This is a genomic window from Microbulbifer maximicatervae (SeqCode) (genome assembly GCF_052467815.1).
In genome coordinates, this window is sequence record NZ_CP174326.1 from 2,539,648 (window position 1) to 2,552,835 (window position 13,188).

At 47.1% G+C, this 13,188-nt stretch carries 13 protein-coding genes; 9 read left to right on the top strand and 4 right to left on the bottom strand.

What is annotated here, in order from left to right; genetic code table 11:
* Nucleotides 1-11: 11 nt before the first annotated feature.
* Nucleotides 12-1,670 (bottom strand): acyl-CoA dehydrogenase family protein, encoded by a 1,659-nt coding sequence (locus tag ACJJIW_RS11015; protein ID WP_444937330.1) that lies wholly within the window; start codon nt 1,668-1,670, stop codon nt 12-14.
* An 810-nt stretch (nt 1,671-2,480) separates the two neighbouring features.
* Here ACJJIW_RS11015 and ACJJIW_RS11020 point away from each other — a divergent pair.
* The 6 genes from ACJJIW_RS11020 to ACJJIW_RS11045 all read left to right on the top strand — a co-directional run bounded on the left by ACJJIW_RS11020 (nt 2,481) and on the right by ACJJIW_RS11045 (nt 6,895).
* Nucleotides 2,481-3,164, top strand: coding sequence for a helix-turn-helix transcriptional regulator (locus ACJJIW_RS11020; RefSeq protein ID WP_282931500.1), 684 nt, complete (start codon nt 2,481-2,483; stop codon nt 3,162-3,164).
* Between the two features lie 4 nt (nt 3,165-3,168).
* The gene (locus tag ACJJIW_RS11025; protein WP_282931501.1) at nt 3,169-3,597 is read left to right on the top strand and encodes a CsgE family curli-type amyloid fiber assembly protein; all 429 of its coding nucleotides are present in this window, start codon (nt 3,169-3,171) and stop codon (nt 3,595-3,597) included.
* The gene (locus ACJJIW_RS11030; RefSeq protein WP_282931502.1) at nt 3,597-3,998 is read left to right on the top strand and encodes a curli assembly protein CsgF; all 402 of its coding nucleotides are present in this window, start codon (nt 3,597-3,599) and stop codon (nt 3,996-3,998) included. Before ACJJIW_RS11025 ends, ACJJIW_RS11030 begins: the two co-directional genes overlap by 1 nt.
* Nucleotides 3,999-4,040: 42 nt before the next feature.
* Complete coding sequence (locus ACJJIW_RS11035) at nt 4,041-4,886, top strand: CsgG/HfaB family protein (RefSeq protein WP_444891868.1); 846 nt, start codon at nt 4,041-4,043, stop codon at nt 4,884-4,886.
* Nucleotides 4,887-5,176: 290 nt separating this feature from the next.
* Nucleotides 5,177-5,662: a hypothetical protein gene (locus ACJJIW_RS11040; RefSeq protein ID WP_282931503.1), complete on the top strand. Its 486-nt coding sequence runs from the start codon at nt 5,177-5,179 to the stop codon at nt 5,660-5,662.
* Between the two features lie 54 nt (nt 5,663-5,716).
* Nucleotides 5,717-6,895, top strand: coding sequence for a hypothetical protein (locus ACJJIW_RS11045; protein WP_444937331.1), 1,179 nt, complete (start codon nt 5,717-5,719; stop codon nt 6,893-6,895).
* Nucleotides 6,896-6,982: 87 nt separating this feature from the next.
* Here ACJJIW_RS11045 and holA read toward each other — a convergent pair whose 3' ends face one another.
* The 3 genes from holA to leuS form a co-directional block, all read right to left on the bottom strand.
* The gene (gene holA / locus ACJJIW_RS11050; protein ID WP_444937332.1) at nt 6,983-7,987 is read right to left on the bottom strand and encodes a DNA polymerase III subunit delta; all 1,005 of its coding nucleotides are present in this window, start codon (nt 7,985-7,987) and stop codon (nt 6,983-6,985) included.
* A 13-nt stretch (nt 7,988-8,000) separates the two neighbouring features.
* Nucleotides 8,001-8,525, bottom strand: a complete 525-nt coding sequence (locus ACJJIW_RS11055) for an LPS-assembly lipoprotein LptE (RefSeq protein ID WP_282931506.1) — start codon at nt 8,523-8,525, stop codon at nt 8,001-8,003.
* Nucleotides 8,526-8,610: 85 nt separating this feature from the next.
* Nucleotides 8,611-11,208, bottom strand: a complete 2,598-nt coding sequence (gene leuS / locus ACJJIW_RS11060) for a leucine--tRNA ligase (RefSeq protein ID WP_444937333.1) — start codon at nt 11,206-11,208, stop codon at nt 8,611-8,613.
* A 161-nt stretch (nt 11,209-11,369) separates the two neighbouring features.
* Here leuS and ACJJIW_RS11065 point away from each other — a divergent pair, with 161 nt between their 5' ends.
* The 3 genes from ACJJIW_RS11065 to ACJJIW_RS11075 all read left to right on the top strand — a co-directional run bounded on the left by ACJJIW_RS11065 (nt 11,370) and on the right by ACJJIW_RS11075 (nt 13,184).
* Nucleotides 11,370-11,819 carry a zinc ribbon-containing protein gene (locus ACJJIW_RS11065; RefSeq protein ID WP_444937334.1) on the top strand — a complete coding sequence of 150 codons (450 nt, stop codon included), beginning with the start codon at nt 11,370-11,372 and terminating at the stop codon, nt 11,817-11,819.
* Between the two features lie 197 nt (nt 11,820-12,016).
* The gene (locus ACJJIW_RS11070; protein WP_444896286.1) at nt 12,017-12,598 is read left to right on the top strand and encodes a YdcF family protein; all 582 of its coding nucleotides are present in this window, start codon (nt 12,017-12,019) and stop codon (nt 12,596-12,598) included.
* Between the two features lie 172 nt (nt 12,599-12,770).
* The gene (locus ACJJIW_RS11075; RefSeq protein WP_413663111.1) at nt 12,771-13,184 is read left to right on the top strand and encodes a hypothetical protein; all 414 of its coding nucleotides are present in this window, start codon (nt 12,771-12,773) and stop codon (nt 13,182-13,184) included.
* Nucleotides 13,185-13,188: the final 4 nt, after the last annotated feature.

Sequence of the window (13,188 nt, forward strand, 5' to 3'; positions counted from 1 at the left end):
CTCTCTGCTATTTATGTTACAAGAGGGTTGCCCCGATCCAGTAACGTTTTGATATCGATACCAGTTGGTAGGCATCCAGTATTTTGTAAACCACTGGCTCCTATTCTTGATTTAATGAAGGCATCAGTGACACAGGAGCTACTTCCTTGTAAGAGAAGATGAGCCTGCATGGTAAGGGCCATTTGATCAACAATATGGCGAGCACGATATTCAAATTGATTTAGGTCAGAAAGTTCATTTCTTAGCTTGTCAACAGCTGTATCAAATAAAGTATTTATACCTCGGCTAATCCCCAGTTCATCGAACCAGTGACTAATAACGGTTGGTGTTTTTGTGATGGCGCGCAAAACATCAAGTGCTTGAATATTGCCTGATCCTTCCCAGATTGCGTTAATTGGCGCATCTCGATACAGTCGTGCCGTAATAAAGTTTTCAATGGCGCCGTTTCCCCCCAGGCACTCCATGGCTTCATATGCGTGATGGGGGCTGCGTTTGCATATCCAGTATTTGCCCACTGCGGCCCCCAGCCTGAGCAGCATTCTCTCGTGCTCGCTGTCCTCTTGGTCCATAGCTCTGGCCATACGCATGGAAAGAGCAATTGAACCCTCAACTTCCAGTTGTAGATCAGCCAGAACATTTTGCATTAGTGGTTGATCAATCAGTTTTTTGCCAAATGCTTTACGCCCACTTGCGTTATATATTGCCTGGATAACTGCTTGCCGCTGGCCTGCTGTTGAGCCGACCATACAATCAAATCGTGTAAGCGCTACCATCTTTATAATGGCACTGATTCCTCGCCCCTCTTCCCCAATCAGCCAGCCTAATGCGCCGCGTATTTCAACTTCTGAAGATGCATTGGATACATTGCCGCATTTCGTTTTCAAACGTTGAATTTCAAGCTGATTTTTCGATCCATCAGGCCTCCATCGCGGAACTAGAAAACAGGATAGGCCGCTTGGGGTTTGCGCAAGAATTAAAAAGGCATCGCACATAGGCGCAGACATAAACCATTTATGTCCAAATAATTCATAAGTATTTTCTTCGAGAGGGAGGGCAGTAGTGGTATTTGCCCTGACATCTGACCCCCCCTGTTTTTCTGTCATACCCATGCCTATGGTCAGTGAGCTTTTTTCAAAATAGGGGCGATTACTTCCGTCATAAGTTCGATTGGTTATCTTGGGGATCCACTCGTTGGCGATTTTAGGGTTTAGCTTGATAGAAGGAACTGAGGCGAAAGTCATAGTGATGGGGCATCCATGCCCTGCCTCAAGTTGTGAATGTAGTAAGTTTTTTGCGGCTCTGGCGACATTGGCTCCAGGACGAGGGTTGGTCCAGGGAGAGCTATGTAAGCCCTCAGAGAGCGCAAGTTGCATAAGTTGATGGTAGGAGGGGTGGTACCTAACCAGATCGATGCGATGACCAGAGCGATCGTGACTTTCAAAGATAGGTTTAAACTCGTTGGCGGCATAACCTCGCTCAATCATTTCCGGTCTACCACATACTTCCCCATAGCGCTCCAGTTCTTCTTTCGCCCAGTATGCTCCATTGACATGTACGGCTTCCTGTAATGCCTGATCGCCAATATAGAGGTTATGGCCAGATAGAGGGCGTGGCTGATTGGTAACTTGATATGTGGGGTTATAACTTGGCGTATAACTCTTACTGTTCATATCTTTACCTTAGAAAATGTGTCTATTTGGGAGAGTTTTTGCATAGCCCCTAAATACCCCTACAGAGCTTATAGCTGCAGTTGATTAGATCCAGCAACTGTAGTTCATTGCAAGGCTTCTTCTTCAGATCTTTCAGAGGCACCTTCACATGGTACGAAATCATAAGTTGTACAGTTTTACTAATTGCGCGAAGGGATTATTTCAATGCATAGCTGAATGTGAGTATAAAACAAGTTTTTTTCTGATTACTATTTAAGCTCTTTACCTGCAGTGAGTTATTTTGCTGTTTTTATTTTCAAGGATGGGTTTTATTGATTCACAGAGGTATTTATTCGATCAAATATGGCTTAAAAGTAATGGATTGAAATTTATATTTTATTGCTATCGAATACCATTTTGTCATCTTGTCTCTAATAAGACTCGAACCATCTTATGTTTGTCACCTCATTGTCGATAAAGGAGTTCTTTACTGCAAATTAAGCGAAATTAATCGGTTAATACTGTCGACTAGTCCAAAAAAAATGAAGCTTTTGGGGTTCTAATTCTGCTCAAAAATCTATACCAAAGCATGTTGATTTTTTAATTCAGCTTATCTATCCGTGATACCTTTGTATTACAAACTGGTATGAGGGAACCAGGTTGGCACACTTAAGATTGAATTTTTGATATCTAGATCACTACTGGTTGCAGTAAGTGAGTTGATCGAATAGATTTAGCTCACAGCGTAAGATGAGCGCGAGAAATTAATTAAAAATAGTAAGGCTGGTAACAGGCCGAAATATAAAGGGACCGCACATTGGGGGAACCCAGATGAACTTGCATAAGGATTATGCACCACTAAAGGTTGTTAGCCCTAAGTCAGAAAAGTCAGGGGTTACAGTTGCCTTTTTAACCGCATGCGTCAATCTTCAGTCCTCAATATTTGCAGGGCGAATTGAAGATGAGTTTAAGACTACTTGCGCTATTCTGCAGCGCTCTACACTTTCTTCTCTAAGTGGTATTAAGGCTGAATACCTACTTCTAGATTGTGCCGATATTTCCTCTCCGGATCTTGAACAGCTTTTGCGGGAAATACACTCGTTACCAACCCCTCCTAATCTTGTGTTGATCAATGTTGATCAAAGTTCAGATATTGATTTTGTTCTTCACTGGGAAAAGGTTCTTGGCTTGATACCCTCGGAGTGTGAAGCAAAAGTCATTATGGAGAGGTTGGGTAGGATATTCTCAGGAGAGTATTGGTTTCCAAGGGATGTTCTTCATAATTTCCTCAGGCAACACAGAAAGCCAAAAAAATGGTGTGATAAAGCCTCTAATCTTACTCAAAGAGAGAGGCAAATTTTACAGCTGATCTGTGACTGCAATACAAACGCTAATATAGCTGAAACACTTTGTGTTAGTGAGCATACTGTTAAGAGTCATCTCTATAAAATCTATAGAAAAATAGGCTGTAAAAATCGTCTCGAAGCAAGTAGTTGGGCCAGTCAAAACTTGTAATATTATGAAATCAATATTTTTGCGTGCAGCTGTGTTTGCGGCTGCACTTTCGTGTATCTTTTGCAAAAGTCATGCGCAAGAAGCAGATAATCAAAGTGGAGAGGAATCCCTACTTACTGGATTAGTTATTGATAATACAGTAAGTGGTATTGGCCATGAATTTGCCAGATCTCTTTCTATTTATATTACAACCAATTTACAAGGTTTTGATTATAACCTTACTGTTCATGAGAGGCCATCCGCTAGATGGGGGAGTGTTGTCTGGGTGACTTATGAAAGTCAGCAGGTTTTCAAGACTGTTATTTACCCTGGGCGTAGAAAGTTTGGTGCAGTTGTCGAACAGGCCGCTTCACAAATAAATAATAATGTTCGGCAGCAGAGGTTGCAGGAACTTTTATCTCAAAATATTGATTTGGCGGGGGATGAAATATAATGAAATGTTATTTTTTGATGGCTGTTTTTCTGTTTTCTGGGGCTGTAAGCGCAACGGAATTGGTATATACGCCAGTTAATCCGTCGTTTGGAGGAAATCCTCTAAATGGTAATTATTTATTGAATAATGCCAGTGCGCAGAACAGTAAAAAAGACCCTGATGCTAAAGATTCACCTTACTCTGATTCCTCTTCTCTAGATAGATTTACTGACACACTGGAATCTCGCTTACTCTCGCAGCTGTTGACAGATGTGGGGAATGGTAATGATGGCACCTTGGTTACAGATGACTATATCGTGAACATTATTGATGTCGATGGTGAGCTGACAATAACGATTACAGATGCCGTTACAGGTGAGATATCTGAGATTGTAGTCGTGGGGCTCAATCCAAGTAATTAATATAAATTTATTTACGGGCTTAGGTTTTTGTGGGGTGGTGCGATGTTGTCGAGAATATTTGTTTTTATAATTATTTTTGGTCTTAGTGGGTGTAGTTCGGTTAAGGAGGCGCTGTTTGGTCCAGGCCAACAAAAGGCAACTTTAACAGATCGGATGAGTACTTATTCCGACTTGGTTAGCTTACCTGCTCCAAGAGGGAAAATAGTCGCAGCAGTGTATGGATTTAGTGACCAGACTGGTCAATACAGACCGGCACCTTCGAGCTCATTCTCAACTGCGGTGACGCAGGGGGCGGCAGCTATGTTGGTTCAAGTCTTAAATGAATCAGGATGGTTTGTAACTCTTGAGAGGGAGGGGTTACAAAACTTATTGACGGAGAGAAAAATAATTAGGGCCGCCCAAAAGGAGCAGAGTAGCCCCGCTAGTCCGGTATTTGATCTGCCTTCTCTTATGTCAGCTAATATTATGCTCGAAGGAGGGATTGTTGGTTACGATACTAATATTAAAACAGGGGGGGCCGGAGCCCGTTATTTTGGTATAGGGATATCTGAACAATATCGAGTAGATGAGGTAACAGTTAATTTACGTGCAGTGGATGTGCGAAGTGGTCGAGTACTCAGTAGTGTTTTAACCAGCAAGAAAATTTTATCAAGGCAGGTCCAGGGGGATGTATATACATTTGTAGAGTATAAGCGGCTACTTGAAATTGAGGCTGGTATGACAACAAACGATCCGGCTCAATTATGTGTTCTGTCCGCGATAGAATCTGCTGTAATTCATCTTATTTCACAGGGTGTAAATGCTAATTTGTGGGCTCTGGAAGATAATAATCAATACCCTATGTCAGTTCTTAGTGAATATGCGGCTACGCCGGTCAAGATATTGTAATATCTTATTAAATAGTTAACTTTGTCTGTGTTTGTATATGTAATTTAGTGAAATGGAATTTTGTTAAATTATGCCGTTTTATATTTTTATATGTAATTTGATGGAATGGATTTCTTTTGGGAAATATGCATTTTAATTTATCGTGCTTCTTTAATACAAAAGTTTTACGTTCTAGTTATTCTTTCCAGTTAAATATAATCTTTCTTCTGATTTAAGATTTATTTGTTTTTACCTATAGTTGTTTCGTTGTTTCTTATAGTTGTTAATCGATCTTTATAGAGAGGTGGTTGGTGATTGCTACAGCTAAACGAGTAACGGCAATTTTATTTCTGTTTCTGGTTTTACCGCTTTCGGTGTGCTGGGCTTCTGATATAGATGACCACAATGAATTGTCTGCGGGGCAGGGAGCTCTGGATCTTCTTCTACTAAGAAAAGATTCAATTACGGGCAACCTAGCCCAGGTTTCACAAGTGGGTGATTACAACGTTGCTGAGGTTACTCAGTCCGGTTTTTATAACCAGGCTGTCCTGATACAGGAGGGTGACTCCAATACAGCGTTGGTGCAACAAACAGGCGATTCTAATTATGCTGCGATATCTCAGTCTGGAGCCTATAACCAAGCTACAGCCATACAGAGTGGCGTAGATAATGTGGCATTGATTAGCCAAGTTGGCTACGGAAATTCTGCAAACATTATTCAAAACGGTGATGGATTGTTTGGTTATGTCGCGCAGTTCGGTGACGACCATGCGGTGCAACTGGTGCAGTACGATTAAAGCATTGCACTATTTTACTTGTATTTATAATTTTATTCTGAGGGAGATAGATAGATGAAAAAGATTACACTTGCTGCTGCTATTGCTTTTATTGCTAGCGCAGGTCAGGCTGTAGCCGATAATAACTACGGTGATCAGGTTCAGCTTGGTGAAGATAACAATGCAGATATTACCCAGGTATCTGCAGCAACCAATAATGCTGCTTACCAGTGGCAGGAAGGTAATAACAACGTAGCTAATGCATATCAGGCCGGTGCTGATAATAACTACATTGACCAAACCCAGCTTGGTGACCGCAACGCGGCCTGGACCAGCCAAACTAATCAAACTGCCAGTGAGGCCCTAACTTTCCAAAACGGAGAAGGCAACTCTGGAACCATCCACCAGTGGAGTGGCTCCTATAATAGCGCCTACGCTACGCAGGTTGGCAGTGAGAATATGGTCCACTTGGATCAGTACTATGAGTCTGATTTCAACTTTGCAGATATGTACCAGGAAGGTAGCGATAACATGGGCGTTCTGCAACAGGACGGCGATGGAAACTACTTTGCTAGTACCCAGGTGGGCGACGGTAACGGTGTTTGGAACAGCACTTGGTACTCCTCTGCAGATGGCTTTGTTGGGGGTCAGGTAGGTGACTTCAACGTTGGTACTGTTTATCAGTCTGGTGCAGAAAATACTGCTAACTTGATGCAAAGCGGCGATGCTAACCTTCTAGATCTGGGGCAGGCTGGAGTGGAGAACACCGCTACTATTTTGCAAGAAGGTGATGCAAATACTGCTTTTGGTTATCAGTCAGGTGCTAATAACTTAGCCAATATTACCCAGAATGAAACCAATAACTTCGGTGCTGTGGGCCAATTTGGTAACGACAACACTGCAAACTTGGTACAGACAGGCGACTACAACACCACTGACTTTGGTCAGTATGGCGATGCTAACCTGGCAAATATTGATCAGACTGGCAACAGCAACTACGCCTATGGTTACAGTGCTGGTGTTGCAAATATTGTAGATATTGATCAAGCGGGTGAGTTGAATCTGGCAGAAGTTCACCAAGACTTTGGTGGCGATAACCTGATTACTGTGGCCCAAACTGGCTACGAGCATTCCGCTCACGTTGGACAGGGTGGCTATGAGAATGTTGCCACTGTTAGCCAGAGCAGTGCTCTGAACATGGCTAGCATTGAGCAGGTTGGTGCCAGCAACGTTGCCACCATCACTCAAAACTGATTCTGAAAAGTTTCAGCTATGAGAAAAAACCGCCCTAAGGGGCGGTTTTTTTTGAGATGCATATGGTCTTAGCTGAATATTTATCGGCTAGACTATTCGTTGACCGCAAAAATTGAGAGTCAGCTCCAATAAGCAGGTCCAGGGGGATTGCTGTCCACGGCCTCCTTTAATCGATACATCAATCGACCGCGCAAGAATTAACAGGCCTTCCAGTTGCTTTTTATTGAGCCTGTGCAGGGCTTTCTGTACCAATGGTTGTCGCTTTTGCAGCCTAACTAGTCTTGACAAAGGTTGGCCCTGCTCCAGCTTTTCCATAACCTCGAGAAGGGTACGAATTTCTCGTGCAATTGCCCAAAGAACAATGGGCGCTTCAACACCTTCAACTCGTAACCCCTCGAGTGTTTTGACCGCTTTGGCTGAGTCACCAGAGAGAGTAGTGTCGATTAGATCAAAGACATTGTATCGAGCGGAGCTGGTAACACTATGCTCCATCATTTCCCTGGTAATCTCTTGTCCGGAACAGGAGAGCTTGAGCTTTTCAATTTCCTGGCTTGCAGCGAGCAAGTTGCCCTCTACTCTTTCTGCGAGAATTTGCACTGCTTCGGGTTCGGCGGAGAGGCCTACTGAAGTAAGGCGCTGGTTGATCCAGCGGGGCATTTCCTGGATGGTCACCGGCCATACTTGGACCAGTACTCCTGATTGCTCCAATACTTTTACCCACTTGCTGTTGAGTTGTGACCTATCAAGCTTAGGTAGCACTAGTAAAAGGAGGAGGTCTTCATTTACCAGTGACGCAAATTCCTGTAAAGCTTTGCTGCCCTTATCTCCGGGTTTTCCTCCTGGTATACGCAGCTCAATTAGTTTTTTCTCGGCAAAGAGGGACATGTTGCCAGCTGAAGCAATCAGGGTGCTCCAGTCAAAATTGTGCTCTGCGTGAATAAGCTCCCGCTCTGTGAAACCATGCTTTTTAGCAGCTGAACGAACTACATCGCAGCACTCTTGTACTATTAAGGGCTCATCACCAGTAATAATAAAAATTGGTGATAGGCCCTTTTTGAGATTTTGCGATAATTGCTGGGAGTTAACGCGCATTTATAAACGTAACCTAGTAGCTTTTTTCTTCTAATGAAGCACTTACATCGATGCGTCGCAGGCGGTCAATTATGCGCCCAATAAGTTCTCGCTGCATCTCTGCTCGCAAGGTGTTTTCTTCTTCACTTTTACTGACAATTTCATCGACATCCCACTCTAGAGTGCGGTAAACGTCGGCTTGTGCTTTATTTAGAAGAACCTGCCCCGTACCTGTGCGTACACTATAAATGGCACTCGTAATTAGTTCATATTCTGAAGCTCGCCCTTCAGAGTCGACTGCTACAGTTAGCTTTCTTTCAGTTTCCTGATGAATAATGAGTGAGTAGTCAGATTCCGCAGGAGACTCTGCTATCGGTACACCGGCATTCCTTAGCAGCCGTGTCAATTGGTCTGCAATATCACTTCGAGGATCTACTGCGGATATATAAAGTGTACTGCCGGGAGGAAAATTCTTAGGGGCACCTCTTAGATGCCAGCCGCAACCGGCAATAGTGATAGCGAGAAGAAAAATAAAGGCTCGATTTGCGATTGTTTTCATAAACTACTTGCCATGGTCTTGTCGGCTACAGCGAGCTGACTTAAGTGAGCCGGGAGTGAAACTCCCGGCATCATATTGCGGGTCTCTACTTGGCGACAATATTAACCAGTTTGCCAGGAACGACGATTACTTTGCGCACCGTAGCTTCACCGATAAATTTCTGAACGTTCTCATCGGCGAGGGCGAGTTTTTCCAGGCTCTCTTTGTCTGCGTCAGCAGGAGCATCCAGTTTTGCCCGTACCTTGCCATTGACCTGGACGACCAAAGTAATCGAGGTGCGCACCAGTGCTTTTTCATCTGCCACTGGCCAAGGAGAATCGATTAGGGCACTGGTATTCCCCAGAACCTGCCACAGTTGGTGACAGATATGAGGAGTAACCGGAGCCAACAGCAAGACGGCGGTCTGTAGGGCTTCTCTCTCAACAGCCAGTCCTTGATCACTGCTGCGATCTGCCAGCTTGCCGACTTCATTGAGCAATTCCATTACTGCTGCGATAGCGGTATTAAAGGTTTGGCGGCGGCCATAGTCATCCCCCACTTTTTGGATGGTCTCGTGGGTTTTGCGGCGCAGCTGCTGTTGCTTGTCATTGAGGGACTGTTGGTCGATCTGTGCTTCACTGGAGCCCGCTGCAATATGGGCGTGAACGGTCTTCCAGAGTTTGCGCAGGAAGCGGCTGGCACCTTCCACACCGGCATCGTGCCACTCCAGAGTCTGCTCCGGAGGGGCGGCAAACATGGTGAACAGGCGAACGGTATCGGCACCGTACTCCTCAACCGCAGCGTGAGGGTCTATGCCATTGTTCTTGGACTTGGACATCTTTACCACGCCGCCGGCAATAATCTCTTCGCCGGTGGCTCGCTCAATCGCTTTGGTCGGCTTGCCCTTGTCATCGCGCTCGACGTCCACATCGGCGGGGTTGATCCAGGTCTTGTGGCCGTGTTCTTCCTTGTAGAAGGATTCGGCTAACACCATGCCCTGACACAGCAGCTGCTTGAAGGGTTCATCGCTATTGACCAGGCCCTCATCCCGCATCAGCTTGTGGAAGAAGCGTGCGTAGAGAAGGTGCAAGATGGCATGTTCAATACCGCCGACATACTGGTCCACTGGCAGCCAGTAGTTGGCGCGGTCAGGGTCCAGCATGCCCTCTTCAAAATCGGGACAGGTATAACGGGCGTAGTACCAGCTAGACTCCATAAAGGTGTCGAAGGTATCGGTTTCACGCTCTACGGGAGTGCCGTTGAGTTCGTCTTTACGCCATTCGGGATCGGCTTTAATAGGTGATTGAACGCCGTCGAGCTCGACATCTTCCGGCAACAGGATCGGCAGCTTGTCTGCGGGTACTGGTATTTCTCCACCGTCGGCCAGGTTGAACATGGGGATGGGCGCACCCCAGTAGCGTTGGCGGGATACACCCCAGTCGCGCAGGCGGTAGTTGGTTTTAACCCGACCCTTACCTGCAGCAATCAGCGCTTCGGAGATCGCAGTAAAGGCGCCATCAAAATCCAGGCCGTCAAAACTGCCGGAATTCACCAATTTGCCTTTCTCTGTATAGGCCTCTTTCTCCAAATCGATAGACTCGCCGTCGGCAGCCTCGATAACCTGGATAACGGGCAGCTGGTATTTTTGTGCAAATTCCCAATCGCGCTGGTCGTGTGCCGGTACTGCCATCACTGCGCCTGAGCCGTAATCCATCAGAACATAGTTAGCCACCCATACGGAGACTTCTTCCCCACTGATGGGGTGAATCGCCTTGAGCCCGGTATCCATGCCTTTCTTGTCCATCGTGGCCATATCGGCTTCGGATAGGGACTGCTTTTTGCACTCGGCGATAAAAGTTTTGAGTTCGGGGTTGGACTCGGCAAGCTCCAGAGCGATGGGGTGCTCGGCGGCGAGGGAAACATAGGTAACGCCCATCAGTGTATCCGGACGGGTGGTGTACACATCGAAGTGGTCCATGCCCGCAATAGGCTTGGGAAGGGCAAAGCTCAGCTCTACTCCCCGGCTCTTGCCGATCCAGTTGCGCTGCATGGTGCGCACCTGCTCGGGCCACTCGGGCAGTTTGTCCAGGTCTTCGAGCAGCTCTTCGGCATAATCGGTGATCTTGATAAACCACTGGGCCAGCTCGCGGCGCTCAACGGTGGTGCCACAGCGCCAGCAGGCGCCATCTTCGACCTGCTCATTGGCCAGTACGGTCTGGTCGTGGGGGCACCAGTTCACTGCAGAGTTTTTCTTGTAGACCAGGCCTTTTTCGTAGAGGCGGGTGAAGAACCACTGCTCCCAGCGATAGTAGGAGGGTTGGCAGGTGGCCAGTTCGCGGGACCAGTCAAAGCCAAAACCCAGGGCCTTGAGCTGGCCTTTCATGTACTCGATATTGGCATAGGTCCATTTGGCTGGAGCGGTCTTGTTCTGGATGGCCGCATTCTCTGCAGGCAGACCGAAAGCATCCCAGCCCATCGGGTGCAACACGTTCTTGCCCTGCATGCGCTGATAGCGAGTAATTACATCGGTAATGGTGTAATTGCGCACATGCCCCATGTGTAGCTTGCCGCTGGGGTAGGGGAACATGGATAGGCAGTAGAACTTTTCCCTGCCGGCGTCTTCCTTTACTTCAAAGCTCTTCTCGGCCTCCCAGAATTCCTGGGCGGAAGCTTCGACTGCGGAGGGGTTGTACTGCTCTTCCATCGATTCGGGACCTATACTCTGTGATCAAAATTTGCGGGAAACTGTTCAGTGTTTATTGGGGGATGTGAACGCTTGTCAATCGGTAAAGATTGATCGCGATCAAGTTTCGTTCCCAGTGCATCTTTTACGATGCGTAAATGCGGGATTATAGGAGGGATACCGTGACGAAGGAACCAAAGTTGCCGCCGAAGGACGATCTGATTAATGAGTTTCGCGAAGACTTTGAAGATTTGGTCGAAGGTGAGCTGGCTGTTGAGAATCTCACCGCCAATAAGATGGCATTTTTGCGCGCTTGGCTGAAAGATGACCTGCATCGGGCTGCTGACTATATCCGGGGACTAGGTGGGGAATTGAAGACCCTGGAGGAGCGCAGCGGTGATTGGCTACTGGATGCGGCGGACCCCACAGAAACCGCCTGGCCAAACTTAATGCGATGCATCAAAGAGGGCAAGCCCTGGGCTTTGGCCGGCGAGTTTGTAGGGCCGGATGAGGAGTTGCAGTGTTTGGGCTGTGGATACCGAGTTATGCCGCCGGCAAATACGCAGATCACTCCCTGCCACCGGTGTGGTTATGGATGCTTTCGTCAGATTGAGGGTGGTCTCGAGTATTGAATGGGCTCTATACGGCGGCGGCCACGCTTCTGATGCCTCCAGCAGCCCCGTTGTTGGGGCTGCTAGTTGCATTCCTTTTGCGATTCTCTTCATCCGGGTCCCTGCTTGAGAGATGCTCTCTACCCTTGGCTGTGATTTCCTTTTGTGTGCTTTGGTTAGGGGCGACCCCGGCATTCTCATCCTGGCTTGGGGATCGATTGGGCAAGGTACCTTATCAACCCCATGTAAGGCCTGAGGCCGTTGTGATCCTTGGTGCAGGACGTTACCGCGACAGGTATTCGAATAGGGAGAGACTCTCTGCGGCGAGTCTTGAAAGAGTTGCCGGTGCTGTCGAGCAAGCACCAGAAGAGTTACCGATTCTGGTATCTGGCGGCCGGGTTCACAGCGGAGAGCGGCTGGCAGAGTCTGATTTAATGGCTGCGTTGTTGGAGGAGGAGTTTTCCACTCCGGTCACTTGGCGTGAAGATTGCAGTCGTACTACTGCAGAGAATGCAGTAAATAGTGCTGATATTTTGCACAGTGCTAACGTGAGGTCGGTTTTTTTGGCCACTCACTGGTGGCATATGCCTCGCGCAGCGGAAATTTTTTCCCGCGCTGGCTTAGAGGTACAGCCCCTGCCGGTTGGGAGTGCTGGAGAATTGATGCCCCGCGCTCAAACAGGTGTGGGGCGCTGGTTGCCCAATGCTGTCTCCCTGCTGAGGACCCAGGTCTACTGGCGGGAAATACTGGCACGGATCTGGTATCGGTGGAGTTCGCTACCGTCCATCAGGAAATGTTGAGGTTCCATAAGGAACTTTTTGATAAATGTAATCTCAGAGGCCTACAGGATTTGAGGGATCAGGCGTCGAGCCCAAATGTTTGAGAGCTCTTGATTGCTAGTTGTACCGGGCTTAGGATGACTGGCGCCACAGGACATACCCATTGATTACCTTTTTATATGGAGTAGCGGCTGTGGATAAGAAACATAACAATAATCGAGATAACCTTATGATGAAGGGCATCCCACTTTCTTTCTCTCCGATACAGTTACATAACCGGTTAAACCGGGCTGTTTGGATTGGCTTCAAGCGGGTTGAGCAAGATGGCCGCACACTGGTTTTTCTGTGTGCCGGTGGCGATAGCGGCGCCCAACTCAGTAAAAATTTTGAGACCTTTGCCGGGCAGATAGTCCGGGAATTCGGTTTTGCTCCCGCCGAAGTGGAGTTTATCGAGCTGCGTTCAAAAGCCGAGGAGTCCCATTGGTATCGCTGGCATGCCCAGTGGGTGGGGTCTGCGCCAATGGAGTGCCATGGCGATTTGGTGACCAGCGAATCTAGCCGGCGCTACTTAGCCCAGGCACTCGAAAGCGATATGGCCGCCGCTTAAATTC